The 25,174-nt window shown below is 61.9% G+C and carries 27 protein-coding genes; 16 read left to right on the forward strand and 11 right to left on the reverse strand.

Annotated elements, in window-relative coordinates; all coding sequences use genetic code 11:
- Window positions 1-12 precede the first annotated feature (12 nt).
- Window positions 13-435 (forward strand): acyl-CoA thioesterase, encoded by a 423-nt coding sequence (locus AC1DYQ_RS01410; protein WP_477685263.1) that lies wholly within the window; start codon window positions 13-15, stop codon window positions 433-435.
- A 6-nt stretch (window positions 436-441) separates the two neighbouring features.
- On the opposite strand, the gene AC1DYQ_RS01415 is transcribed toward AC1DYQ_RS01410, so the two are convergent.
- Both AC1DYQ_RS01415 and AC1DYQ_RS01420 read right to left on the reverse strand, forming a co-directional pair.
- Entirely contained in the window at window positions 442-1,353 is a 912-nt protein-coding gene (locus tag AC1DYQ_RS01415; protein WP_477685264.1) for a metal-dependent hydrolase, read from the reverse strand.
- Between the two features lie 90 nt (window positions 1,354-1,443).
- The gene (locus AC1DYQ_RS01420) at window positions 1,444-2,067 is read right to left on the reverse strand and encodes a peroxidase-related enzyme (protein ID WP_477685265.1); all 624 of its coding nucleotides are present in this window, start codon (window positions 2,065-2,067) and stop codon (window positions 1,444-1,446) included.
- 329 nt (window positions 2,068-2,396) lie between these two features.
- On the opposite strand from AC1DYQ_RS01420, the gene katG reads away from it, so the two are divergent.
- From katG to AC1DYQ_RS01435, 3 genes are all read left to right on the forward strand, one after another.
- Complete coding sequence (gene katG, locus AC1DYQ_RS01425; RefSeq protein ID WP_477685266.1) at window positions 2,397-4,607, forward strand: catalase/peroxidase HPI; 2,211 nt, start codon at window positions 2,397-2,399, stop codon at window positions 4,605-4,607.
- 103 nt (window positions 4,608-4,710) lie between these two features.
- The gene (locus AC1DYQ_RS01430; protein ID WP_477667851.1) at window positions 4,711-5,100 is read left to right on the forward strand and encodes a carboxymuconolactone decarboxylase family protein; all 390 of its coding nucleotides are present in this window, start codon (window positions 4,711-4,713) and stop codon (window positions 5,098-5,100) included.
- A gap of 102 nt (window positions 5,101-5,202) precedes the next feature.
- Window positions 5,203-5,706, forward strand: coding sequence for an N-acetyltransferase family protein (locus tag AC1DYQ_RS01435; RefSeq protein ID WP_477685844.1), 504 nt, complete (start codon window positions 5,203-5,205; stop codon window positions 5,704-5,706).
- Between the two features lie 33 nt (window positions 5,707-5,739).
- On the opposite strand, the gene AC1DYQ_RS01440 is transcribed toward AC1DYQ_RS01435, so the two are convergent.
- Complete coding sequence (locus AC1DYQ_RS01440) at window positions 5,740-6,765, reverse strand: zinc-binding alcohol dehydrogenase family protein (protein WP_477685267.1); 1,026 nt, start codon at window positions 6,763-6,765, stop codon at window positions 5,740-5,742.
- Window positions 6,766-6,907: 142 nt separating this feature from the next.
- Between AC1DYQ_RS01440 and AC1DYQ_RS01445 the strand changes: the two genes are divergently transcribed.
- Together AC1DYQ_RS01445 and AC1DYQ_RS01450 are read left to right on the forward strand one after the other, a co-directional pair.
- Window positions 6,908-7,813: a LysR family transcriptional regulator gene (locus AC1DYQ_RS01445; protein ID WP_477685268.1), complete on the forward strand. Its 906-nt coding sequence runs from the start codon at window positions 6,908-6,910 to the stop codon at window positions 7,811-7,813.
- 198 nt (window positions 7,814-8,011) lie between these two features.
- Window positions 8,012-8,368 carry an HPF/RaiA family ribosome-associated protein gene (locus tag AC1DYQ_RS01450; protein WP_457280173.1) on the forward strand — a complete coding sequence of 119 codons (357 nt, stop codon included), beginning with the start codon at window positions 8,012-8,014 and terminating at the stop codon, window positions 8,366-8,368.
- 8 nt (window positions 8,369-8,376) lie between these two features.
- Here the strand turns inward: AC1DYQ_RS01450 and AC1DYQ_RS01455 are convergent, their stop codons facing one another.
- On the reverse strand, window positions 8,377-8,916 hold the full coding sequence (locus AC1DYQ_RS01455) for a GNAT family N-acetyltransferase (protein WP_477685269.1): 540 nt from the start codon (window positions 8,914-8,916) through the stop codon (window positions 8,377-8,379).
- Window positions 8,917-9,132: 216 nt separating this feature from the next.
- Here AC1DYQ_RS01455 and AC1DYQ_RS01460 point away from each other — a divergent pair, with 216 nt between their 5' ends.
- Complete coding sequence (locus AC1DYQ_RS01460) at window positions 9,133-9,885, forward strand: metallophosphoesterase family protein (protein ID WP_477685270.1); 753 nt, start codon at window positions 9,133-9,135, stop codon at window positions 9,883-9,885.
- A complete protein-coding gene (locus tag AC1DYQ_RS01465) occupies window positions 9,882-11,357 on the forward strand; it encodes a protein kinase domain-containing protein (RefSeq protein ID WP_477685271.1) in 1,476 nt (491 codons plus the stop codon). The genes AC1DYQ_RS01460 and AC1DYQ_RS01465 overlap by 4 nt, the downstream gene beginning before the upstream one ends.
- A 73-nt stretch (window positions 11,358-11,430) precedes the next feature.
- On the opposite strand, the gene AC1DYQ_RS01470 is transcribed toward AC1DYQ_RS01465, so the two are convergent.
- On the reverse strand, window positions 11,431-11,988 hold the full coding sequence (locus tag AC1DYQ_RS01470) for a helix-turn-helix transcriptional regulator (RefSeq protein ID WP_457280177.1): 558 nt from the start codon (window positions 11,986-11,988) through the stop codon (window positions 11,431-11,433).
- Between the two features lie 97 nt (window positions 11,989-12,085).
- Between AC1DYQ_RS01470 and AC1DYQ_RS01475 the strand changes: the two genes are divergently transcribed.
- Both AC1DYQ_RS01475 and AC1DYQ_RS01480 read left to right on the forward strand, forming a co-directional pair.
- Window positions 12,086-12,793: a CoA transferase subunit A gene (locus tag AC1DYQ_RS01475; protein WP_477685272.1), complete on the forward strand. Its 708-nt coding sequence runs from the start codon at window positions 12,086-12,088 to the stop codon at window positions 12,791-12,793.
- A gap of 89 nt (window positions 12,794-12,882) precedes the next feature.
- Window positions 12,883-13,518: a 3-oxoacid CoA-transferase subunit B gene (locus AC1DYQ_RS01480; RefSeq protein ID WP_477685273.1), complete on the forward strand. Its 636-nt coding sequence runs from the start codon at window positions 12,883-12,885 to the stop codon at window positions 13,516-13,518.
- Between the two features lie 42 nt (window positions 13,519-13,560).
- On the opposite strand, the gene AC1DYQ_RS01485 is transcribed toward AC1DYQ_RS01480, so the two are convergent.
- The 5 genes from AC1DYQ_RS01485 to AC1DYQ_RS01505 all read right to left on the reverse strand — a co-directional run bounded on the left by AC1DYQ_RS01485 (window position 13,561) and on the right by AC1DYQ_RS01505 (window position 17,535).
- Window positions 13,561-14,439: a DMT family transporter gene (locus AC1DYQ_RS01485; RefSeq protein ID WP_477685274.1), complete on the reverse strand. Its 879-nt coding sequence runs from the start codon at window positions 14,437-14,439 to the stop codon at window positions 13,561-13,563.
- Window positions 14,440-14,543: 104 nt separating this feature from the next.
- Entirely contained in the window at window positions 14,544-14,699 is a 156-nt protein-coding gene (locus tag AC1DYQ_RS01490; RefSeq protein ID WP_477646178.1) for a hypothetical protein, read from the reverse strand.
- A 66-nt stretch (window positions 14,700-14,765) separates the two neighbouring features.
- On the reverse strand, window positions 14,766-15,347 hold the full coding sequence (locus AC1DYQ_RS01495) for a MarR family winged helix-turn-helix transcriptional regulator (RefSeq protein WP_477685275.1): 582 nt from the start codon (window positions 15,345-15,347) through the stop codon (window positions 14,766-14,768).
- On the reverse strand, window positions 15,344-16,543 hold the full coding sequence (locus AC1DYQ_RS01500) for a Gfo/Idh/MocA family protein (protein ID WP_477685276.1): 1,200 nt from the start codon (window positions 16,541-16,543) through the stop codon (window positions 15,344-15,346). The genes AC1DYQ_RS01495 and AC1DYQ_RS01500 overlap by 4 nt, the downstream gene beginning before the upstream one ends.
- Complete coding sequence (locus AC1DYQ_RS01505) at window positions 16,540-17,535, reverse strand: PDR/VanB family oxidoreductase (RefSeq protein WP_477685277.1); 996 nt, start codon at window positions 17,533-17,535, stop codon at window positions 16,540-16,542. Before AC1DYQ_RS01505 ends, AC1DYQ_RS01500 begins: the two co-directional genes overlap by 4 nt.
- Before the next feature lie 145 nt (window positions 17,536-17,680).
- On the opposite strand from AC1DYQ_RS01505, the gene AC1DYQ_RS01510 reads away from it, so the two are divergent.
- The 4 genes from AC1DYQ_RS01510 (at window position 17,681) to AC1DYQ_RS01525 (ending at window position 22,116) form a co-directional block, all read left to right on the forward strand.
- On the forward strand, window positions 17,681-18,988 hold the full coding sequence (locus AC1DYQ_RS01510; RefSeq protein ID WP_477685278.1) for a Rieske 2Fe-2S domain-containing protein: 1,308 nt from the start codon (window positions 17,681-17,683) through the stop codon (window positions 18,986-18,988).
- Window positions 18,989-19,065: 77 nt separating this feature from the next.
- On the forward strand, window positions 19,066-20,055 hold the full coding sequence (locus AC1DYQ_RS01515) for a Bug family tripartite tricarboxylate transporter substrate binding protein (RefSeq protein ID WP_477685279.1): 990 nt from the start codon (window positions 19,066-19,068) through the stop codon (window positions 20,053-20,055).
- A 21-nt stretch (window positions 20,056-20,076) separates the two neighbouring features.
- A complete protein-coding gene (locus AC1DYQ_RS01520; protein WP_477685280.1) occupies window positions 20,077-21,069 on the forward strand; it encodes a substrate-binding domain-containing protein in 993 nt (330 codons plus the stop codon).
- 81 nt (window positions 21,070-21,150) lie between these two features.
- Window positions 21,151-22,116, forward strand: a complete 966-nt coding sequence (locus tag AC1DYQ_RS01525; RefSeq protein ID WP_477685281.1) for an EamA family transporter — start codon at window positions 21,151-21,153, stop codon at window positions 22,114-22,116.
- 167 nt (window positions 22,117-22,283) lie between these two features.
- Here the strand turns inward: AC1DYQ_RS01525 and AC1DYQ_RS01530 are convergent, their stop codons facing one another.
- Window positions 22,284-22,904, reverse strand: coding sequence for a TetR/AcrR family transcriptional regulator (locus AC1DYQ_RS01530; protein ID WP_477685282.1), 621 nt, complete (start codon window positions 22,902-22,904; stop codon window positions 22,284-22,286).
- Between the two features lie 124 nt (window positions 22,905-23,028).
- On the opposite strand from AC1DYQ_RS01530, the gene AC1DYQ_RS01535 reads away from it, so the two are divergent.
- The gene (locus tag AC1DYQ_RS01535; RefSeq protein WP_477685845.1) at window positions 23,029-24,327 is read left to right on the forward strand and encodes an NAD(P)/FAD-dependent oxidoreductase; all 1,299 of its coding nucleotides are present in this window, start codon (window positions 23,029-23,031) and stop codon (window positions 24,325-24,327) included.
- Window positions 24,324-25,133, forward strand: coding sequence for a DUF1365 domain-containing protein (locus tag AC1DYQ_RS01540; RefSeq protein ID WP_457280190.1), 810 nt, complete (start codon window positions 24,324-24,326; stop codon window positions 25,131-25,133). Before AC1DYQ_RS01535 ends, AC1DYQ_RS01540 begins: the two co-directional genes overlap by 4 nt.
- The last annotated feature ends 41 nt before the right edge of the window (window positions 25,134-25,174 follow it).

The raw sequence follows: 25,174 nt of genomic DNA on the forward strand, positions 1-25,174 counted from the left end.
GCAATTGGCATCATGAAAATTGAAATTCCCGAAAAGAAAAAGCTCGTCCACGAAATGCATATTCCCATCCGTTGGGGTGATATGGACGCGATGGGCCACCTCAACAACGGCACTTACTTCCGTTATCTCGAAACTATCCGCATCGACTGGATGTATGGCATTGGCTGCAAGCCCGACCCGAAAGGCGAAGGGCCGGTGATCGTTAACGCTTTTTGCAATTTCTACAAGCAGCTGGAATATCCGGGTGACGTTCTGATGAAGATGTACGTAAGCGACCCGGGGCGCACCACGTTTGAAAGCTGGGCCACGATGGAGCGCGCTGATACGCCGGGCGTGATCTGCGCTGCGGGCGGTGCCACCACCATCTGGGTGGACTTTCCGGCGCAAAAGTCGAGACCGCTGCCGGACTGGATGCGCAAAATAATCGAGGAGTAGAGCGCCTCAACGCACCACGCGAAAGCTCTCCGCGTGTTCTTTAAGCCAGCGCTGGGCCAGGGTCCGTGTCTGCTGCCCGGGCTCCGCAAACGCTTCCTGGTCCGGGTGGAAGCTGCGCCTGAAGTAGGACAGCAGCGGCATCGTGCAGTGCCACATGGCACCGTTGCGGCCCCAGAAGAATTTGAGTGCGCTCCACCAGGTGCCGGGTTTGAACAGCGTGCCGTCGTGCCACAGGTTGAGCACGGTCTGCCGCCCTGAATCGAAGGTGAACAGCAGCACCGCATAGATGTACCAGCGTATGCGCCAGCCGTAGCTGCCCTGCAGCGCCTGGTAAAGGTCGTAGGCCACGGCGCGGTGCTCGGTTTCCTCGGCCGCGTGCCAGCGCCAGAGGATTTGCATTCTCGGGTCGGCACTGTCCAGCGTGTCGTTGTGGCGCAGCAGGTAGTCGGCCAGCACCGCGGTGAGGTGCTCATACGCGGCCGTCACCGCCAGGAAATGGCGCGACGCGATGCCTCTTTTCTTCGCATAGTCGATGCGCGCCGTAGCCCAGTGCTGCCAGTGGTTGACCAGGCCCTGCGTTTCCAGGTGCGTGTTGTAGAGCGCGTGGATATGGCGGTGCGTGGCCTCCTGGCCCATGAACTGCGCCATGGCTTCGTGCAGCAGGGCATGCTCGGGCGTCGGGGGCAGCAGCTTCGCGCAGTCGCGCACCGCATCGATGAAGGATTGCTCACCGACCGGAAAGCTCATCGACAAGGCATTGTGGTACTGGCTCAGGAAGGCGTCGCCGCCATACCAGTGGCGGTTAAAGCCCTGGCCCAGATCGATCTCGAGCTTGCGCACGGACAGGCCGGAGGGGTTGGCCGATGCGGGGTTGGGCGCGGCCGGGGCGACGGGGGAAGCGGTGGCGGTCGAAGTCATGAAATCCTGTTCCAAATCAAGCCAAACACAAACGCGGAGCCATGCGCATTATTCAGCGTTGCCGGGCACCGTACAACCCAGAACCAGCTCTCAGGTGGGCCTGGGCGGTTTGGGCACACGGCCCATCAGGTAGAACTCCGGGTTGGGCTGCATGTTGCTGAAGCTCGCCATGCGGTTGGAGAGCCCAAAAAAAGCTGTGATGGCCGCGATATCCCAGGCGTCTTCATCGTCAAAGCCGTGGCCGTACAGCGCTTCAAAGTCGCTGTCTTCAATCTGGTCCGCCTGCAGGCATACCTTCATCGCAAAGTCGAGCATGGCGCGCTGGCGCGGTGTGATGTCGGCCTTGCGGTAGTTCACCGCCACCTGGTCGGCCACCAGCGGCTTTTTTTCGTAAATGCGCAGGATGGCTCCGTGCGCCACCACGCAATACAGGCAATTGTTGGCCGCGCTCGTCGTGGTGACGATCATCTCGCGCTCGCCCTTGGTCAGGCTGCCGTTGGGGTTGGAACCCTCTTCCTTGAGCATCAGGGCATCGTGATAGGCGAAGAAGGCACGCCATTCGGCAGGGCGGCGCGCCAGCGCCAGGAATACGTTGGGCACGAAGCCGGCTTTTTCCTGCACCTCCAGGACTTTGGCTTTGATGTCTTCCGGCAGGTCCTTCAGTTCGGGAGCAGGGTACCGGGGTGCTGTGCCGGCGGTTTTGGGGCTGGTCATGAGGGCTTCCTTCAAAGGCTTTATAAGAGTGACTCGATAAGTGACTTGGGTCCAAGCGTAACTGCAAGACTACCCGCCAGGTCGCGCTGAGGGTTGAAGTCAAAATACATGTAATTGATAAAAACTATTAACTAAATATGTTTAATTGCCTTTGATTATTTTGCGGCGAAACCTAGACTGTGTTTCACAGGCCATCCGTCTGGCAAGCCCCTCAAAGGAGACTCCATCCGCAGCCCCAAAACACGGCCTTGACCAAAGCGTCCTGGCTGTCCCGCAGTGCAAATCCATGCCGTCATTCGGCACCACTTAATCATCAAAGGTAACTCATCATGGCTGATCACAACACGCAAAACGAAGGCACTTGCCCATTCTCGGGCGGCGCCCGCAAACACGCCCTGGCTGGTGCCGCAACGAACGCCGATTGGTGGCCCAACCAGCTGAACCTCAAGATCCTTCACCAGAACTCATCGCTGTCCGATCCCATGGGCGAGGCGTTCAACTATGCCGAAGAATTCAAGACCCTGGACCTGCATGCCGTGGTGAAAGACCTCCATGAGCTGATGACGGATTCGCAGGACTGGTGGCCTGCGGACTACGGCCACTACGGCCCATTCTTCGTTCGCATGGCGTGGCACAGCGCAGGCACCTACCGGATCGCCGACGGGCGCGGCGGCGCTGGCTCCGGCACACAGCGATTTGCGCCGCTCAACAGCTGGCCGGACAACGGAAACCTTGACAAGGCACGCCGCCTGCTGTGGCCGATCAAGCAGAAGTACGGCAGGAAAATCTCCTGGGCCGACCTGATGGTTCTGGCCGGCACCGTGGCCATGGACTCCATGGGATTCAAGACCTTCGGCTTTGCCGGCGGGCGCCCGGACGTCTGGGAGCCGGAAGAGATTTACTGGGGCCCTGAAGCCGAGTGGATGGGCGACAAACGCTACACCGGCGACCGCGAACTCGAGAGCCCGCTCGGTGCCGTGCAGATGGGCCTGATCTATGTGAACCCCGAGGGCCCGAACGGCAAACCGGACCCGCTGGGTTCGGCGCGGGACATCCGCGAGACATTCGCCCGCATGGCGATGAACGACGAAGAAACTGTTGCGCTCACCGCCGGCGGGCACACCTTCGGAAAGGCCCACGGCGCAGCCGATCCGGGCCAATACGTGGGGCCCGAGCCTGAGGGCGGCACCATTGAAGACCAGGGGTTTGGCTGGATCAACAAGTTCGGCGGCGGCCACGGCGTGCACACCGTCACCAGCGGCATCGAAGGCGCCTGGACCAAGAACCCCACCAAGTGGGACAACGGCTACTTCGAAAACCTGTTCGGCTACGAGTGGGAGCTGACGAAGAGCCCCGCCGGCGCCCACCAGTGGAAGCCCAAAGACCCTGCCGCAGCGACCACCGTGCCGGATGCCCATGATCCCGCGCTGCGCCATGCCCCGATGATGACGACCGCCGATATGGCCATGCGCATGGATCCGGCTTACGAGAAGATCTCGCGGCGCTTCATGGCGAATCCGCAGGAGTTTGCGGACGCCTTCGCCCGGGCCTGGTACAAGCTGACGCACCGTGACATGGGACCGGCTGCGCGCTACCTCGGCCCGCTGGTGCCGAAGGAGGCTCTGATTTGGCAGGATCCGGTTCCCGCTGTCGATCATCCACTGATCAATGAGCAGGATATTGAAGGCCTCAAGGCCAAGGTCCTCGCCTCCGGGCTCTCCATCTCCCAGCTCGTCACAACGGCCTGGGCGTCTGCTTCCACCTTCCGTGGCAGCGACAAGCGCGGTGGCGCAAACGGTGCGCGCATCCGCCTCGCACCGCAAAAGGATTGGGAAGCCAATCAGCCGGCCGAGCTGGCAAAAGTCCTGAAAGTGCTGGAGGCCATCCAGGGCGAGTTCAATAGCGCGCAGTCTGGACGCAAGAAGGTTTCGCTGGCCGACCTGATCGTTCTCGGTGGCTGCGCGGCCGTCGAGGCGGCTGCACGGAAAGCCGGCCACGACGTGAAGGTGCCCTTTTCACCGGGCCGCACGGACGCTTCACAAGCGCAAACCGATGTGGCGTCGTTTGCCGTGCTGGAACCGGCCGCAGACGGTTTCCGAAACTACACCCGCAAGGGGCAGGCGCAGCGGGCAGCCGAGCAGCTGGTGGATCGCGCGAACCTGATGACGCTGAGCGCTCCCGAGATGACGGTTCTGGTCGGCGGCATGCGCGCCCTGAATGCCAACGTCGGGCAGGCTCAGCACGGTGTTTTCACCAAGCGGCCCGGAACCTTGAGCAACGACTTCTTTGTGAACCTGCTCGACATGCGTACGAAGTGGCAGAAATCTGCCGCCGCTGAAGATGTGCTGGAGGGACGCGACCGCACGACGGGCGAACTCAAATGGACGGGTACGGTGATCGACCTCGTCTTCGGTTCGAACTCGCAGCTGCGGGCCATTGCGGAGGTCTATGCGTGCAGCGATTCGCAGCAGGTCTTCGTGCGTGACTTTGTGGCAGCCTGGAACAAGGTGATGAACCTGGACCGCTACGACCTTGCCTGATTGAGCAGACCATCATAGGCGCTGATTGAGGCCAAGCCCGCCCTGGTGAAGACCGGAGCGGGCTTTTTTGCTTTCCATTACGCTTCGTCTTTTAGGAGCCTTCATGACGCAGCCCGCAGACAAGGATTTCGACAAGGGCCTCGCCACCCGCAAGCAGGTGATGGGCGAGGATTTTGTGGCCAATGCTTTCGACAAGGCCACCGGTTTTTCCCTGCCGATCCAGCACTTCGTGACCCGCAATGCCTGGGGTGATGTGTGGCAGCGGCCGGGGCTGGACCTCAAAACACGCAGCCTGATTACCGTAGCCATGCTGACGGCACTGGGCAAACAGCATGAACTCAAAGGGCATGTGCGCGGCGCGCTCAACAACGGCGTGACGCCGGAGCAGCTTCAGGAAGTGCTGCTGCACGCGAGCATTTATTGCGGCCTGCCCGCCGCGGTCGAGGCATTTCGCACGGCGGCCGAGGTTGTTGATGCGCCTCCAAAGGCTTGAGGTTTGTAAGCGATTTGAGGTTGTAGCCCTTCCAATACGTGGATGTATAGCTATTAAAAAGATAGGAAATAACTTTTATCCTTATCCGCCATGACTGAACCCATGCCCTTGATCCGCCGCTGCACCGAGGCCGACTGGCCCGCCGTTTGGCCGCTGCTGCGCGCCACCTTTGAAGCAGGCGACACCTATGCCTTTTCGCCCGACAGCACAGAAGCTGAAATACACGCGGTGTGGATGGACGCGCCCCGGGCGACGTATGTAGTGCGTGAGGGGAACAGCGACGACGGCCGACTGCTAGGCACCTACTTCATCAAACCCAACCAGCCGGGGCTGGGTGCGCATGTCTGCAACTGCGGCTATGTGGTCGCGCCCGAAGCGCAGGGCAAAGGCCTGGCGTCGGCGATGTGCGAGCACTCCCAGCAGGAAGCGCTGGCCATGGGTTTTCTGGCGATGCAGTTCAACCTGGTGGTGTCGACGAATGAGCGTGCTGTTCGGTTATGGCAAAGATTGGGATTTGAGATTGTGGGGACCTTGCCGGGGGCTTTTCGGCATGTGAGGTTGGGGTTGGTGGATGCGTTTGTGATGTTCAAGACTTTGCGGCGTTAAGGCCGGAACAAGCCCCGGCCTCAACAAGAAAACTCAAACCCACCCTTCAAGCACAACCTTCCCCCGCGCCTTTCCAGACTCCACCAACTCATGCGCCCGCCGCAAGTTGGCGGCATTGATCGCACCAAACGTTTCCGTCAGCGTCGTGCGGATCAAGCCGGAATCGACAAGTTGGGCGACCTCATTGAGCAGGCGGTGCTGCGCCACCATGTCGGGTGTGCCGAAGAGGGGGCGGGTGAACATCAGTTCCCAGTGGATGGATGCGCTCTTGCGTTTGAACAGCGTGATGTCGAACTTCACCGGGTCGTCAATCAGGCCGAACTTGCCTTGTGGTGCGATGGCTTCGGCGATTTGTGCCAGGTGGCTGTCGGTTTGCGTGAGGCCCACGATGTAGTCCACCGCGGGGATGCCGATACGCTTGAGCTCTTCGGCAATCGGCCGGCTGTGGTCGATGACATGATGGGCGCCGAGTTCCTTCACCCAGGCTTGGGTTTCGGGCCGTGACGCGGTGCCTATCACGGTGAGCGAGGTCAGGCGCGTGGCCAGCTGCGTCATGATCGAGCCCACGCCGCCCGAGGCGCCGATGATGAGCAGTGTTTTGTTGTTGGGTGTTTTGCCCGGCACGATGCCGAGACGGTCGAACAGCATTTCCCAGGCGGTGATGCTGGTCAGCGGCAGGGCGGCCGCTTCGGCAAACCCCAGCGTTTGCGGCATGCGGCCGACGATGCGTTCATCGACCAGGTGGAGTTCGCTGTTGGTGCCGGGCCGGGCGATGGACCCCGCATACCAGACCTTGTCACCGGCCTTGAACAGTGTGACCTCGGGGCCGACGGCGCGCACGATGCCGCTGGCGTCATAGCCCAACACCTTGTAATCCGAGCCAGCGCTGCGCGCCGCGCTGGCGCGTACTTTGGTGTCCACCGGGTTCACTGACACGGCTTTCACCTCGACCAGCAGGTCGTGGCCGGCGGGCGTTGGGTCGGGCAGGGTGATGTCGCTCAAACCGGTTTGGCCGGTCTGGTTGAGTGCATGGGCGTGTGTGTAGCCGATGGCTTTCATGGTGATTTCCTTTGCGTGTGATGTTGCGTGGTGTTGTGTGGCGTGATCAGTCGTGCTCAAAACTGATGCCTGAACTGTATTGGGTTTGAAAATGAAGATAAATAGGCTTTCAATTGAAGCTATTTACAAATAAAATTTGTAAATGAAAGCCCTGCAAGACTTGGAAATCTTTGTTCGCACCGTTGACACCGGCAGCCTGTCTGCCACCGCCCGCGGTCTGGATCTGACGCCCGCTGCCGCCAGTGCCGCGCTCAAGCGGCTGGAGGAGGAACTGCAGGCGCCGCTCTTTGTGCGCTCGACCCGCAGCCTGCGCCTCACGCGCGAGGGCGAGGTGTTTCTGGCGCATTGCCGGCCCGCGCTGGCGGCATTGCGCGATGCCCAGCTGGAGCTCGCCAGCGGCCGGCAGCAGGTGCGCGGTGTGCTGCAGCTGGCCGCGCCATCAGACTTCGGCCGCAATGTGCTGCTGCCTTGGCTGGAAGCGTTTCAGCTGTTGCATCCCGGCATTCAATACCGGCTGCACCTGTCGGATCGCGTGACCAATGTCTACAGCGACCTGGTGGACGCGGCTTTTCGGCAAGGCGAGCCGCCCGATTCCAGCATGCTGGCGTTGCCGGTGGATTTGACGAATCGGCGCGTGCTGTGTGCATCACCTGCCTACCTCGCGTTGCACGGTACGCCTGACACGCCGCAGGCACTGGCAAAGCATATTTGCCTGTGCTTCATGCTGGGTGAAGACGTGTATGACCGCTGGAAGTTCTGGAGAAATGGCGAAGAGCTCACGGTGCGTGCCACTGGCGGCAATGTTGCCAACGATGGCGACGCGGTTCGCCGGTGGGCCCTGGCCGGCCGCGGCATCACTTACAAATCGCGGCTGGATGTGGCGGACGACCTGGCTGCGGGGCGGCTGGTCGCCCTGTGCACAGAATGGCAAACCGAGGCAGTGCCGCTGTACATGGTGTTACCGGGGCGGCGGCAACTGACGCCCGGCCTGCGCCTGCTCAGGGAATTTATCGGTGCACGCTGCCTGGCGCTTTCTGAAGCCCCGTGAAGCACTCACCCCATGAGGAAACCGTAAGTCCGTGTGCGGTGTGGAAAACCACCCTTACTTCAGGGTGAGGATCAGGACTACACGCTCGCAGCCGTGCAGGGCGCACAATGAATTTTCCAGTTGCCTTCCCGGCAACTGCAAGACAGCCCGGCCGGCAGGCCTCTTCGCTGTAACCGTCCTGAAAGGAAAACAATACCCATGCAAGTTCAAGTCAATTCCAATCACACCATGCATACCGGCGAATCGTTCGAGCGCTGGGCCAGCACCGAACTCAACACCTCACTGAGCCGCTTCAAGGGTGACATCACGCGCATTGAGGTTCATATGAGTGATGAAAACAGCGACAAGATCAGCCCGGACCAGAAACGTTGCGTGATGGAGGCGCGGCTGGCGCATCATGAACCACTGGCCGTCAACCACCACGCGCCCAGCCAGGACGAAGCCTTTCGCGGCGCAAGCGACAAGCTCAAACGGGTGCTTGACCACACACTGGGGAAATTGCGCGACCACCACCGCACGCGTGAAACCATCCGGCACGAGCCCGACGCCATCTGAACCGTTGACTAAGCCTTGTCGCCCAGGGTGATGGCCTTGGCCATCGCAAAGCGGCGAAGCATGGCCCCACGCCGTTCAACGCATTGCTCTTGCCTCACCGCGAATCCCTGGCGCTCAAAAAATGGCCGGCTCACCAGGCTGGCTTCGGTAAAAAGCGCCACGATGCCGAGACCGCGCAGCGCAGTTTCGGCATGGCCATAAAGCTGCGAAGCCACACCGCGGCGCGCGGCAGCGGGCGACGTAAACAGGAGGTCGATATGGCCATTTTTTTCGTAGCCAATAAAGCCCAGCAGACCGTCGCCTTCCGTGTCTTGCGCCAGCAAAATTTGTAATGGCCCGAGCCGCGTTTTCCATGGGCCCAGATCGGGTGGGCGCGGCGCCCAGGCCTCGCGCTGCACGGCGTCGTAGTGGCTTCCCGCCAGGCCATGAACCGCATCGGTGAACAGCTGGGCGACTGCGGCGAGGTCTGAATCCTGGTAAGGGCGGATGTGCATGACGGGATCAACGGCGATAAAGCAGGCGAGGATAAAGGTAATTTTGGTCTGCAACCCAGTCAGGGCGAGCGCAAGCAGCTATGAATTTAATAGCGTTATGACAATCACCATCTTACCGGCCAGCGCATGGCAGCGGCGCTGACGAGGCGCAAAAACAGCCACGAATCCCCCCTTTTACGGCAAACTGTGCTGTCCTGTTCGCAAATGGCAGGATTGGCAGGGCTGGCTGCCTGAAACTGCCAGCCGTGAAATAAAACTGCGCCTCACCTTATGAAAATAGCCCTGCTGTCCGATGTGCATGCCAACCTGCGTGCACTGGAGGCCTGCCTTGCCCACGCCGCAGAGCAGGGCGCCGGCCGACTGGCCATACTGGGAGACCTGGTGGGCTATGGCGCGCAGCCGGCCGAGGTGGTGCAACGGATTCGCGACCTGGCGGGCGAGGGCGCCGTCGTGCTCAGAGGCAACCATGATCAACACACGGTAACACCGCCCGCACAGGCTCGCTCGGTCGATCAAAGCGGCGCCGCCTGGACGCACGACCGGTTGGATAAGGATGCGCTGGATTTTCTGGAAGCCCTGCCGCTGACGGCGACTGTCGGCACTGCGCTGCTGGTGCATGCCAGCGCCGACTCTCCGGGACGATGGCACTATGTGGACAACGAGCGCCGCGCCGAGGCCAGCCTTGACGCTGCATCGCTCGACCCGGACGTACGCTATGTGTTTTGCGGCCACGTACACCAGCAGACGCTGTATTTCCACGGCGCGGGACAGGGGCTGATGCGCTTTCATCCAACCCCGGGTGTGCTCATTCCGGTGCCGGCGCACCGCTACTGGCTCGCCACCGTGGGTTCGGTGGGCCAGCCGCGCGACGGCAATACCAAAGCCATGTATGCACTGTTTGACCCGGAGCTGGCCGAGCTGACTTTCCACCGCGTGGCTTATGACCACCTGGCTGCCGCAGCCGACGTGCGCGCGGCGGGTCTGCCCGCATACTTTGCGCAGCGGCTGGAGGCGGGCCTGTGAGGTTGATGGCACCCGGGACCGTGGTAGATGGATTTGTGGTTGGCGAATGCCTGCATGCCGGCGGCATGGCGCACATCTACCAGGTGGGGTATGCCGACGCAACGCACGCCGTGCCTTTTCCGTTGGTGATGAAGGTCCCGCGCATGACGCCCGGCGACGGCGCGGAAAACATTGTGGGCTTTGAGGTCGAGCTGCAGCTGCTTTCCGTGCTGAGCGGGCCGCATGTGCCGCGGCTGGTGGCTGCGGGAGACCTCGAAAAACTGCCCTACCTGGTGATGGAATACATCCCCGGCCGCACCCTGCAACAACTGCTGGACGAGGCCGCAGCGCCGCTGCCTGCCGAAGAAATTGCCCAGCTGGGTGTGGCAGTGGCCCAGGCGGTGCACAGCCTGCATCTGCAGGATGCCTGCCACCTGGACCTGAAACCGGCGAACGTGCTGATACGCCCCGATGGCCGTGCCGTGCTGCTCGACTTCGGGTTGTCCTGCCATGCGCATTACCCGGACCTGCTGGCTGAAGAGCTGCGCCCCGCCGTCGGCTCCCCGACCTGGATGGCGCCCGAACAGGTGGTGGGCGTGCGGGGCGACCCGCGCAGCGACATCTTTGCCATCGGCGTGATGCTGTACGAACTGGCCACACGGGCGCTGCCTTTTGGCAACCCGCAGACCCGCGGCGGCCTGCGGCAGCGCCTGTGGATGGACCCGGCGCCGCCGCGCGCGCTGCGGCCAGACTTGCCCGAATGGCTGCAGGAAGTGATCCTGCACTGCCTGCAGAACGAGGCTGACCGGCGTTATGCGTCGGCTGCACACCTGGCGCTGGATCTCTCTGACCCAGCGCAGATCGCCGTGACGAGGCTGGGCCAGCGCCTGCAACCCACGGGCTTCTGGATGCATTTCAAGCGGTGGTTGCGCGCAGCGGGCAAAGATTACCAACCCAGCCCGCTGCCTTCCCGGCAAATTGATGCGGCGCCCATCGTCATGGTGGCCGTGCCTTACCTGGACGTGAGCGACGTCACGCTGTATTCACTGCGGCGCGCTGTGATGCGGGTGCTGGGCACGACACCACGCGCGCGGCTGGCCTGCGTGACGGTGCTTGATCCGGCGGCAACCCCGGGCCACGACACACAGACGAGCGAAACCACCGTGCACCGGCGCTACCTGGGCATGCTTCGCCAGTGGGCTCAGCCTTTGCACCTGAGCAGCCAGATGGTGTCTTTTCACGTCATCGAATCGGGCGATGTTGCGCAGGCACTGCTGCACTATGCCCAGGGCAATCACGTCAGCATGATCGTGATGGGCGCTGCGACGCATGGCCTGCAGATGCAGCGCCTGCTGGCGACGGTGCCGATCAAGGTCGCCATGGCGGCGCCCTGTACGGTGATTCTGGTGAAGCAGGAATTGCCGTTTGACCGGCTGGCGAGTGAAGCGGTTAATCCACCGGAGCTGGTCAGCACCCATGCGTCACTGGTTTAAGAAAAAAAGCCCTGCAACCCTTTATGAACGGGCGCAAGGCGCTATCTAAAATGTAGCAAAAATGATCGATTCGTCAGGACCCGGCCATCAGCCTGTGCACCAGGTCGGCCGTGGTGGACGCCTTGTACTTGCGCATCAGGCGGGCGCGGTAGATTTCGACGGTGCGGTGGCTGATCACCAGCGCGCGGCCGATTTCCTTGGAGGTCATGCCGTCCATCAGGTGGGCGGCCACTTCGCGTTCACGCGCGGTGAGCTCGGCCGTGACGGGGCGGCGCGAACTCAGGTCCTCGAAAGTCCAGATGCCAGCCTCGTGCGGTGCGCTTCGGTTAAGCGCCCGCCCCGTGACGTGGCACCAGAAGGTCTCACCTTTGTTGCGGCCATCCACGCGCTTCATGATGCGGTCGTCGGAATACAGACCCTTGGCGTTCAGAATGGGAATCATGCGTGCGCCTATGCGCTCGTACTCGTCCGCGCTGGGATAAAGGATCATGAACGACTGGCCGGCGAGCTGTTCACGCGTGGCGCCGAACATCTCGCACAAATGCTGGTTGCAGTCCACAATGGAGCGGTTGCGGGACAGCACCAGCCCCACCGGTGCCAGATCGAATGCGAGCTGGTAATCGACTTCCACAGTACTTACCTTTACGGAAAACTACCTAACTTGATAAGTAGTATCGTAATGGATTGCTGATGGCACCTGCCAGCGTCACGACTCAAGGAGACTATTTGTGAAAAAACTTTTCCCTTCCGCCGAAGAAGCCCTCAAGGGCGTCGTCAAGGACGGCCAGTTGATGGCCGTCGGCGGTTTCGGCCTGTGCGGCATTCCTGAGGCGCTGATCGAAGCCTTGCGCGACAGCCAGGTGAAGAACCTCACCGTGATTTCCAACAACGCCGGTGTTGACGGCTTCGGCCTGGGCAAGCTGCTGGAAACGCGGCAGATCAAAAAAATGATTTCGAGCTATGTCGGCGAGAACAAGGAGTTTGAGCGCCAGTACCTGGCGGGCGAGCTGGAGCTGGACTTCACGCCGCAGGGCACGCTGGCCGAAAAGCTGCGTGCAGGCGGTGCCGGCATTCCGGCCTTCTTCACCAAGACCGGCGTGGGCACGCAAGTGGCCGACGGCAAGGAGCTGCGCGAGTTTGACGGCGAAACTTATGTGATGGAACGTTCACTGGTGCCCGATGTAGCGTTGGTGAAGGCGCACGTGGCCGACAAGTCCGGCAACCTGCGCTTTAACCTCACGGCCCGCAATTTCAATCCGGCCGCCGCAATGGCCGGCAAGATTTGCATCGTTGAAGTGGAGAAAGTCGTTGAGGTCGGCGAGCTCGCCCCCGATGACATCCACCTGCCAGGGATCTATGTGCATCGGATCGTGCTCAATGCAAATCCCGAGAAACGTATTGAGAAGCGAACCATTACCGAGAAAGCGGGAGCCTAATATGAGCCCCCACGTTTGCGGCTTTGCCGCTTCACTGCCCCCCGAGGGGGCGCAAATCGCCCTTGGGGCGGCCCTACGGGAGATTTGACATGCCTTGGACCCAAGACCAGATGGCGGCACGTGCCGCCCAGGAACTCGAAGACGGTTTCTATGTGAACCTCGGCATCGGCATCCCGACGCTGGTGGCCAACTTCACGGGTGACAAGGAAGTGTGGCTGCAGTCGGAAAACGGCATGCTGGGCATTGGCCCGTTTCCGACCGAAGACGAAGTGGACGCCGACGTGATCAACGCAGGCAAACAAACCGTGACCACCATCAAGGGCTCATCCATTTTCGGCAGCCATGAAAGCTTTGCGATGATTCGCGGCGGCAAGATCAATTTGTCGATTCTGGGCGCCATGCAGGTCAGCGAAAAAGGCGACCTTGCCAACTGGATGATCCCGGGCAAGATGGTCAAAGGCATGGGCGGGGCCATGGACCTGGTGGCCGGCGTCAAGCGCGTGATCGTCCTGATGGAGCACGTTGCCAAAAAGAAGGACGGCAGCGAAGACATGAAGATCCTGCCGAAGTGCACCCTGCCGCTGACGGGCGTGGGCGTGGTCGACCGCATCATCACAGACCTCGCCGTGATGGACGTGGTGCCCGAAGGCCTCAAGCTGGTGGAGCTTGCACCCGGCGTCACCCGCGAGGTCTTGCAGGCCAAGACGGGTGTCCAGCTGATTTGATCTGCAGCCGGGCGGTGGTTTTGCACTGCCGCCCGGCAACTTTCAGCGTGCGGCTAACGGCTGCACAGGGTTGCGGAAGACCTGCACCAGGCCCAGCAGGATCGCCAGCATGCCCGCCAGGCTCCAGGGCGCCAGGCGGTTGCCCAGCACCAGGTAGTCGAGGGCAGCCGTGCCTGCAGGCACCAGATAGAACAGGCTGGTGACGTTGACCAGATTGCCCGCGTGAATCAGGCGGTACAGCAGCAGTGTGGCTACCACCGACATGACAACCCCCATCCACACCAGTGCCACCCAGAAGCCGGTGCTCAGATCAACAGACATCGGCTGAAACGGCGCGAAGAGCAGGCACAGCAACAGGCTGCAGGCCAGCTGCAGCGGCAGCACTTCGCGCGGCGCTTGCTTGACAGACTTCTGCAAAATGGCGCCCAGTGTCATGCAAGCCAATGCGCCGAAAGCAAACAGCATTCCGGTGGCGGTGAAGTGCGCACGCGCAATGCTTTCATACACCACCAGCACCAGTCCGCCCAGGGCCAGGCCGAGGCCCGCCAGGCGCCGCCGCGAGAAGGCCTGCCGCTCCGTTAATGCCAGCGTCAGGATGGGCTGCACGCCCAGCACGGTGGCCAGCACGCCGGGCGTGAGGCCGTGGTCCAGCGCCAGCAAATGGCAGATGGAATAGCTGCCGATCATCAGAAGGCCCGTCACCGCGACGCGTATGCGCGTGCCGGGGGCCGGCAGCCAGCGGCGGCCAACCAGCCCGAGTGCCAGCAGAATGCCGAGCGCGAGGGCAAACCGTAAACCCAGGAAAGCAAATGGGCTGGCATGCTGCAGCCCGAGTTTGGAGAAAAGCGCGCCGCTGCTCCAGATCAGGACGAAAAGGGAAGTCGGGCCGAAGGTGGCCCAGGCCGTGTTTTTTGAAATCATGAAAATTACCTGCCGAAAAAAGGACAAGCTCCAGCGAGCGCACGTGGCGCGGCTGCGCCAGTGGCTGAATCAAACGAGGGCTGGAGAGCTGGACCGGCTGGGACTCAGCCGGGAACGTGCGCGGCCGGCGGGTAAGCGCCGGAAGCGACCACGTTGCGCGGAGGTGCGGCAGGTGGGGGAGCAGTGAAGCCGCCTGTCAGGCGCATGTCATCGGCCAGCAGGGCTGGCGCAGTGGCATGGCTTGAAAAAGGCGTGTACATGGGCAGACTATACCCTGCGAAACGGGTACGGGAGCGATGGCTTCATGAAGGGACGCCGCGCGGGGTTCAGGACGCGGCTTTTTTGCCACGCTTGCTGCGCGTGGCCGAGGGTGACTGCGTGGCCTGGGCGGCCGGTTTTGCGGCAGCCTTGCGCTTCGTTGCGGGTGGTGTTTGCAGCAGCTCGTCTTTTGCGAGGTTTTCAATCATGGCCAGCAGTACCGCGCGCGTGGTTTTGATGTCTTCGGGTGCAATGCCTTCAATGCTGACGTTGTTGGTATCTTCGGCCAAAGGAACCAGCAGCTTCTTGAGCGCCCGGCCCTTGTCGCTCAGGTGCACGTACATGTTTTTCTTGTTGGTGGGCAGCTGCTTGCGCACGATGTAGCCCAGCGACTCCATGGCCTTCATCGCAATGAACGTCGTGGGTTCCATCACGCCTGCGCGCGCGCTGAGCTCCTTTTGCGTCAGCCCGTCCGACTCCCAGAGAATGCGCAGGAAGGTCCAGTGGCCAAAGGGAACACCATGCTCTGCCAGGCGCACCTGCAGCGCGCGGTGAAAGGCGCGTGAGGCATCGCGGATCAGGTGCGCGAGGCGGTCATTGGGAACGGCTTCACGCCAGTGCCGGATGATGTTTTGGGTGTCGTTGGTCATGAACCGGCATTGTGACGCACTTGATACCCCGGCTGGCAATCCCGCCCGGTGCGGGCCGACTCCAGCAGTGCCAGGCACACCGCCGTGGTGGCCCGGGCCCATTCACCGCTATGCACCGGTGAGTCGCCGTTCACCACCGCGGCAAAGAGCTCGTCGATCACTTCCCGGCGCGGGACTGTCGGGGCAGGAAGGGGTTGGAAGGTTTTTTCGCCGTCAGCGTATATGGTGATTCCGGCCGGGCCGGGGCGAAGATCAGCTTTTTCGCAGCTGACGATGAACTGGCCAAAGTGCTGGTGCTGCAGGCCTTGCGGCAGGGCGTTGCCGGCCATGTACAGGCTGCCGCCGTAGTTGCGCGCTGCTTTCAGCGCGGCTTCTTCAGCCGGGGTGGACGCAACCTGCAGCCGTTTGCGGGCGGCGCTATAGTCATTCGGGTTTTTGGCCTGGCCCATTTCGCCAACGTTGTCCAGCAACTCGTCCGAGTCGTAGTGGCCGTAGCCGCTGTAGGTGGCCGATGCGAACGCACCGCCTTCAAATTCGACCAGTGCGCTGTAGGCACCTTCGGTGGGGCGGGCGGCGTCCCAGGCGCCGGTGTGGGCACGCACGCTGCGCACCAGCCCGCCGCCCAGCAACCGGACGATGTCCATCTGGTGCGTGGCCTGGCTATGGATCACGCCACCACCGGCTGCCGTGTCGAGTTCCTCCGGCCGGCGCGGGCGATAGAGGAAGTCGGTGTAGTTCATGGCGTGAATCATCTTCACCGCGCCGTAGCGGCCGCTGTCGATGAGTTCGCACGTGCGCCGTATCGGCATGTTGAAGCTGTGACTGTGGCCGACGATGAGGTGAACGCCTGCGCTGCGGGCCGCTTCAATCATGCTGGTGCATTCGTCAACCGTCAGGGCCATCGGCTTTTCCACCAGCACATGTTTACCGAAGGAGGCGGCGAGGCGCACGTGCTCCGCATGGAACTGGTGGGGCGATGCGATGTAGAGCACTTCCACGGCCGGATTGGCGCACAGCGCTTCGATAGATTCGTAGCTGGGCGCGCCGAAATCTTTTTCAAACTGCGCGCGGGCCTGGGCAATCGGGTCGGTCGCGCCCACCAGCGTGACGCGGCTGTCATGCACAAAGGTGGGCAGCATCAGCGTGAACGCCCGCCCCAGGCCCACCACGCCCATCTTTAGTGTGCGGTTTGTCATAAGTCCAGTACCAGTTCTGTCGATTTTGCGCGTGAGACGCAGACCATGATGTGGTCGGCCTTTTCCTCGTCGGTCAGCACCATGTCGCGGTGCTCGGCCTGGCCTGCCAGCAGGCGGGTCTTGCAGGTGCCGCAGGTGCCGCTCTCGCAAGAGCTGGCCACGCGCAGGCCCGTGGCGCGCAAGGCCTCCAGAATGGTTTGCCCTGCGCTGATTTCAACGGTTTTTCCGCTCTTTTGAAGGCGCACGGTGAAAGGCGTGTTTTCAGCGTACACCTTGGCGTCGACGCCGAAGCTTTCAAAATGCACCGAGCCCGAAGGCCAGTGGCCCAACATGTCGGCCACGCTGTCCATCAGGCCTTTGGGGCCGCAGCAGTAAATGTGCGCGGCGGTGGGTTTTTCAAACACCGGCCACAGGTCCAGCGCCTGGTCGATGTCGCCGTTGTCGTGGTGAATCTGCACCTGGCCCGCAAACTCCGATTGCAGCTCGTGGATGAACGCCGTGCTGCCCGCATCGCGCGTGCAGTAGTAGAGCTTGAAGCCGGCGTTCGTGCGCTTGAGGTGGCGCATCATCGACAGCACCGGCGTGATGCCGATACCGCCCGCCACGAAGATCGACTCGGCGGCGTGGCTTGCCAATTCGAAGTTGTTGCGCGGCGCGCTGACCGACAGCATCTGCCCCTCCTGTACGTCATCCGCCATGCTGACGGAGCCGCCACGGCCGCGCTCATCACGCTTGACGGCGATCTGCCATGCGCCGTTGTCGGCCGGGTCGCTGCACAGGGAATAGTTGCGCCGCACGCCGCTCGGCACTGCAACCGTCAGGTGCGAGCCGGGCGTGAAGGCGGGCAGGGGCGCGCCGTCCGGATGACGCAACTCGAACAGGTAAATGCCTTGTGCAACCGCTTCCTTCCTGACCACCCGCAGTTTAAAAAAATCCGGCTCAATGGCGGCCGCGGCGGGGCTGCCTGCTGCGACGCTAGGGTTAACGCTCATCGTTGTCTCCGTATGGTGATTGACAAATGTCAAAAGTCCGATATTCTTAGTGTGCTAAGAATAATCTGCTTGCCCCGGATTTGCAAGCTGCTTTTGATTTCATGCCGAGCCCATGAATTTGCAACCGATGTGAAGGATATTTGCGATGTTGACCGCCGAAGAAAATGACCTGTTGTGTCGTGTGGAGGGCCTGGCCCCCATGGGCCAGTTGATGCGCCGCCACTGGACGCCGGTATGCCTGATCGAAGAAGTCAGCGAGCCTGACGGCGCGCCTGTCAAGGCACGGGTGTTTGGGGAAGACCTGGTGGTGTTTCGCGACACCAAAGGCCGCGTGGGTGTGATGGACGAATACTGCCCGCACCGGCGCGTGTCGCTGGTGTTTGGCCGGAATGAAGACTGCGGCCTGCGTTGCCTCTATCACGGCTGGAAGATGGACGTGGAGGGTAATGTGCTGGAGATGGTTTCAGAACCCGCCGCCAGCGGCATGGCGCAAAAGGTCAAGCACCTGGCTTATCCGGTGAAGGAGTGGGGCGGTTTTGTCTGGGCTTACATGGGGCCGAAAGAGACGCAACCTGATTTCGTGCCACCGGCCTGGGCCCCCACCGCCGACACGAAGGTGACGATTGCCAAAGCCTTGATTCCCTGCAACTGGGCACAAATCCTGGAAGGCGCGATCGACTCGGCCCACAGCTCCAGCCTGCATTCTTCAGACATGGTGCCGGCGCGCGTGGAAGGCGCCGAGGCCACGGATACCAACTGGCTGCGGCCCTCTACCGACAAGGCGCCGCGCATGCAGGTGGAGCGCGGCGGCTACGGTTTTCGTTATGCGGCCATACGCCGACCCATCAAAAACGCGGCGGCCAACGACTACATCCGTTCGACCGTGTTTGTGGCACCTGCCACCGCACTGATCCCGCCCAACAACCTCTACAACGTCGCTAACATCAACGTGCCGATGGACGATACCAACACCGCGTTCTATTTCATCGCCTGGGGCCATCCGTCGCAGACGCCCGACACCGGCACCTGGCGCAAATTCCTTGGCCAGCAGCTGGGCCCCGATCTGGACGAAAAATACCAGCCGCTGCGCAACCGTGCTAACCACTTCTGGCAGGACCGCGAAGCCATGAAGGCCGGCAACTTCACCGGCATTACCGGTTTCCCCAACCAGGACATCGCCATGTGGGTGACCATGGGCCCCATTGCCGACAGAACGCACGAACGTCTGGGCGCCAGCGACATGGCGGTGGTGGAGTTCCGCAAGCAGATGCTGGAGGCGGTGAGCGCGTTCCAGGCGGGGGAAGCCGCCATCGGCACAGGCGAGCTCCGTATTCCGCCCAGCGTGGTCGCTTTTCAGGCTATTGTTCCGAAAACGACGGACTGGCGTGCCTACCAGGCGTCCTATGTGTGGGATTCCCGCGAGCCAGCGCTGGAGCCGTCTTATTCCACATAGGGCTACATAGGGCATTTTTTCTGCCTCTGTGCTTCTTTTCCGCCATGACACTTTAAAAAATCATCAGGAGACATTTCATGAAACAGCGCCGTCATCTTCTTCATCTTCTAGGGGCCAGCGCCACGCTGGCAGCCGGCACCCTGCTGCCGATGTTCGCAGCCGCCCAGGGCGCCTACCCCAATCGCCCCATCAAGTTTGTGGTGCCCTACGCGGCCGGCGGCCTGCCCGATACCGTGGCCCGAATTTTTGCGCAGCGGCTGGGCGACAGGCTCGGCCAGTCGGTGGTGGTCGACAACCGGCCGGGCGCCAACGGTGTGGTGGCCGCGCAGGCGCTGGCCACCGCCCCGAAAGACGGCTACACCTTCCTGGTGACGGACGGCTCGATGTTCTCCATCAACCCAGCCATCTACAAAAGCCTGGGTTACGACTTCAAACGCGATTTCATGCCCGTGTCGCTCGCGGCTCGCGCGCCGCTGTACCTGGCGGTTCACCCCAAAGTACAGGTCAATACATTTCAGGAGTTCATCGCGCTCGCCAAGGCCAAACCGGGAACCTTGAACTACGGCTCTTCGGGCATTGGCAGCACGCACCACCTGACCATGGAGGCGCTGAAGGCATCGCTCGGCCTGCAAATCACCCATGTGCCGTTCAAGGGCACGGGTCAGTCGGTTCCGGCGCTGATCGGTGGGCAGGTCGACGTGCTGTTCTCCGCACTGCCGTCCCTGTCCGGTTTTGTGAAAGGCGGGCAGGTGAAGCTGCTGGCCAACAATGCGGCACAGCGCTCCAGCCAGGAACCCAATGTGCCGGCGATTGCTGAAACCATCCCGGGCTTTGACTTCGCGCCCATCGTGGGCGTGCTGGCTGCCACGGGCACGCCGGCGAGTGCGATAGAGCGCATCAGCGCCGAGATGGCGCAGATCGCCAGGATGCCGGAAGTCATCAGCACGCTGAACAACGCCGGCATCGAGCCCATCGGCAGCAGCCCTGCCGACTACAACAAGGCCATCCTTGGTGAAAACGAGCGCCTGGCCAAAGCCATTGTGGCGTCGGGCATCAAGCCGGAATAACTCTCAGGAACACACTGCGACATGTCAAAACTGAAACTGACCTTCGGCTGCTGGAACTATGACCGCACCCGCGCCTTGATGGACGGGAGCTTGCAACCCGATGGCATTGACCTGAACTACCTCAACATGCCGGTGGAAGAAACCTTCTTTCGCATGCTGCGGCACAAGGAGTTTGATGCGGCTGAAATGTCGCTGTCGTCGTACACCGTCTCGATGTTCAATGAGTCGCGGCCGTTTGTGGCGATCCCGGTGTTTCCCTCGCGCTTCTTCCGCCATTCCTGCATCTATGTGAATGCCAACTCCGGTATTCGCGAGGCGAAGGATTTGATTGGCAAGCGCGTCGGCAATCCCGAATACCAGATGACGGCACCGGTGTGGATACGCGGCATCCTGTCCGACCACTACGGCGTCCCTGTTGACAGCGTGACCTACTTCACCGGCGGCGAGGAGGAACCCGGCCGCTCTGAAAAGATCAAACTGGATTTGCCGCCCAACATCAAGGTCGAGCGCATCGGCCCCGGGCAGACACTGGCGCAGATGCTGCTCGACGGCGAGATCGATGCCCTCTACACCGCGCGTATGCCTTCGAGCTTTTTGAAAGGTGGAGGCAAAGTCAAACGCCTCTTTGAAGACTACGAACAGGTCGAGCGCAACTATTTCCAGGAAACGAAAATTTTCCCCATCATGCACACGGTGGCAATTCGCCGTGACGTGTATGAAGCCAACCGCTGGGTGGCGCGCTCGCTGATGAAAGCGTTGGAGGAGTCGCAGCGGCGCACTTACGAAGACCTGTACGAAACAGCGGCACTCAAAGTCATGCTGCCCTGGCTGACTTCGCACGTCGAGCAGGTCAAGCGTGAGATGGGCGAAGACTTCTGGCCTTACGGGTTTGAGAAGAATGAAGCCACGCTGCAGACCTTCTTGCGGTACTCGTTTGAGCAGGGCCTTTCAAAGCGGTTGCTCACGCCGCAGGAGCTCTTTGCCCCCGAGTCACTGGAAGCTTTCAAGATCTGACATCGTGATGAATGCTCCTGTTTTGATAGCTGGTTGCGCACGTCTTATAAGGGCTGAATGCCGATTTGATGCTTGATCTGGATGTCTGATACCTTTCTGGGTTACCTGCTGGCCAGCGTTGCGCTGCTGCTTTTCACGGTCTCCATTCTGGTCACCAAGGTGGCATCCAGCCGCCTGGAGCTTGGCCTGGGCTTTCTCATCGCAGCTTCCTCCAATGTGGCGTTTTCTGCGTTGGCCACGCTGGTGCAGATGGGCCTGCGCACGGATGGCTTGCATTGGAATGCGCAGGCGTTCTGGCTTTTTGCCGCTGCCGGTGCGTTTGCCACCTACCTGGGGCGCTGGTTTTTTTACGAGTCCGTGGTGCGTTTCGGACCGGCCAAAGCCAGCGTTTTCCAGATCAGCAGCCCGCTGTTCACCGCACTGATGGCCTGGCTGCTGCTGGGAGAGCGTCTGAGTTTGCTGGTGGCGCTGGGCATGGTCATGACGATAGGTGGCCTGATGCTGGTCAGCTACAAGCCCGGTTTTTTTTCGCGCCGCGCTTCCACGGCAGCACTGGCGCCCGACGGAGGCCCCGCACCTGCGCCTGTGCAATCCACCGCGCTTCAGCGGGCGCTGCAATCGGCCTTTTTGCTGGGCATGGGCAGCTCGCTGGCGTATGCGATAGGCAATGTGCTCAGGGGGTCAGCTGTGCGCAGCTGGAATGAGCCCGTTGTGGGCGCGCTGATAGGCGCCGCCAGCGGCCTGGCCCTGCTTCTGGTTTTCAGCGCCGACAAGGGTGCGATGGCGGCCCGCCTGCGCTCCGCCAGCCGCAGTGGCATGGCGCTCTACGCCCTGATCGGTGTGACCACCATTTCAGCCCAGATGTGCGTGATCGGCGCCATGCGCTACATACCGCTGTCCGTTGCCACGCTGGTGACGCTGTGTACGCCGGTCCTGGTTTTCCCGCTCAGCCATCTTCTGTTCAAAGACCAGGACGCCATCAAGGCCACCACGCTGGCGGGCAGTGGCTTGACCTTGCTCGGCATCGTGATCATCGTGATGCGTTGACGCACCGACCCGGAAACTCAATACTGCGCTGCCAAAAAAAGGCACCCAACCGGCACAACCCCGATGATGGTGTTACGCGGTTACGAAGGAACTCAACGCACAAATATCCTGGAAGGTTCCAAAGTAGTTCTGCCGGTCCCTGAGGCAGGCCCCATGTGCGCCGGTAATCAGCGGGCTTCAAGGCCTTCAAAGCACGTGCTCAGCACCAGGGCGACGATTTCATCGTCGGTGTGCAGCTCCCCCATTTTCAAAAACTCCAGCACGGGATCGCAGGCGCGGGCATACAGGGTATACAGCACCGCAATGGGCGGGAGCTTGGGGTTGAGGGCGCCTTGTGCCTGTGCCGCCTCAATCCAGGCGCCCAGCCGGTCACTCACGTCCATGAGCCCGTCCATGTAGTCCTTGTTGGCCATCAGCGCGGTGCGCAGGCTGGAGTTCTGGCTGGGCAGCGAGGGCATTTCACCCGCCAGCTTCAGGCCCATGGTCCACGCCACCACTTTACGCAGCTTGTCCACGGCGGACAGCTCGGTGGGCAATGTGTCCAGAAAGGCCTGCGCCCGGCGCATGACCGACACCATGGCCGCCGCCGCCAGGTCTTCTTTGCTCGGGAAGTGCTTATACAGGCTGGCTTTGGCAATACCCACCGCAGCAGCCACCTCGTCCACTGTCATGGCTTCAAAGCCTTTTTCCGCCAGCAGACGGTTCACCGACTGGATGATGGCGTCTTCACGCGCCAGCAGCATTTGCGCCTTGAAGGAAACCTTGGGAGGGAGGGTGCTAAGGGTCATATGGCCTGATTTTAGCCAATTTAGTTTGAAAAAAGAATTCAAAGGAAATATTAATACTAATTGGTTTTAATAAATACTGATTGGTATAGAATTGACCCAAGCAATTCAAGGAGTGCGTGTGTCGATCAAAGTGGCCATCGTGGGTTCGGGTATTTCAGGCTTGGCGGCCACCCATGCCCTCAGGGGCAAGGCGGACATCACGCTGCTGGAGGCGGGTGCCTGGTTTGGCGGGCATACCCACACCGTCGACGTGACGCTTCCCACACCGCGCGGTGACGTCACCCACGGGGTGGATACAGGATTTCTGGTTCTTAACGAGTGGACTTACCCGCAACTGATCAAGCTTCTGGCGGAGCTGGACGTGGCGCGCGTCAAGTCAGAGATGTCGTTTTCGGTGCGGACTCACGATTTTGCCAACGGCCGCGCCATGGAATGGAGCGGCTCCAGCCTGAACACCGTGTTTGCGCAACGCGGCAATCTGGCCAACCCGCGCTTTTGGGGCATGCTGGGCGACCTGCTGCGCTTTAACGCCCTGACCAGTCGCATGGCCCAAAGCGGAACCGATGCGCAACTGGGCCAACCCCTCGGAAAGTTCCTGGACGAGCACGGCTTCGGTGCCGCGTTTTGCGACTGGTACTTCCTGCCCATGATGGCCTGCATCTGGAGCTGCCCCACCGCGCAGATGCTGCAGTTCCCGGTGTCAACCATGGTGCGCTTTTGCCACAACCACGGCTTGCTGCAAATCACCAACCGCCCCCAGTGGTGGACCGTGCAGGGCGGTGCCAGGCGCTATGTCGAAAAAATCATCGAGGGCATTGCGGACAAGCGGCTGAACACCCCAGTGCGCCGCGTGGAACACGTTGGCAACACGCCGGACGGCCAAGGCGGCGTGCGCATCCACACCGACGCGGGCGCCGAGCTGTTTGACAAGGTCATCATCGCCACCCATCCCGACCAGGCCCTGCGCATGCTGACCGCGCCGACGGCGCAGGAGCGTGAAACCCTGGGAGCCATTCACTACCAGTCCAACAAGGCCGTGCTGCACACGGATGCCTCCGCCCTGCCGACGCGCAGGGCCGCATGGGCGGCCTGGAACTACGAGCGCGCGGGCGGAGCCGGGCAGGAGGGCGCGCGGGTGTGCCTGCACTACCTGATCAATCGCCTGCAGCCCTTGCCCTGGGAGCAGCCGGTAGTCGTGTCCCTGAACCCGGTGCGCCCCATCGCACAGGAAAAAATCATCGGCGAGTACGACTACGCCCACCCGGTGTTCGACCTAGCCGCCGTGGCGGCGCAGACCCGCATGCCGGCGCTGCAGGGCAAAAACCATCGCTACTTTGCGGGCGCGTGGATGGGCTACGGTTTTCATGAAGACGGCCTCAAGGCCGGGCTGGCTGCCGCCGCGCAGCTGTTGGCGGACGCATGAGCCAGCCCGTGCCGCTCATCGGTTTCGGCCAGGTGCGCCACACCCGCCTGCGCCCGCGGCGCCACGCGTTTGTTTACCCCACGTACTTCCTGATGCTGCCGCTGCGCAGCCTGCAAAAGCAGGCGCCGCAACCGGGCCAGTGGCGCATCAATCGCGGGGGCGCGCTGAGCTTTTTCGAGGCCGACCACGGCGACGGGCGCGCGCCGGAGCAGGGCGGCGCCATCGCCTGGCTGGACGAAGTGTTGCGGCGCGAGGGCATCCATGACGCGACCGGCGAGGCCTGGCTGCACACCTATCCGCGCGTGCTGGGCTACACCTTCAAGCCGGTGAGCTTCTGGTATTGCCACCGCGCGGCGGGCGACCACGAGGGCGGTCTGCGTGCCATCGTGGTGGAAGTCAACAACACCTTCGGCGAGCGTCACTGCTATGTGCTGGACGCCCCGCGCTATGGCGTGGAGCAGCGCGCGGACAAGGTGTTTCACGTCTCCCCCTTCAACCCGGTGCAGGGCCACTACCGCTTTCGCTTCATGCGCAGCGAACACGGCGAACAGGACGGACAGGCGCGTACGGTGGCCCGCGTGGATTTCTACGACGAAGTCGTCGCCGACGCCGCCGTGCTGCAGACCAGCGTGAGCGGCACGCTGCAGGCCATCACGCCCGCCGTCCTGCGCGGCGCCCTGTGGCGCTATCCCGCGATGACGCTGGGCGTGGTGCTGCACATCCACGTCCAGGCGTTGCGCCTGTGGCTGAAAAAAGTGCCTTTCTTTCGCAAACCCTCGCCGCCGCAAAGCCTTGTCTCGCGCTAGAGGCGCACGCGCAATGCATAAGCCCCATTCCAGGAGTCCGA

The organism is Polaromonas sp. P1_F4 (genome assembly GCF_056405675.1).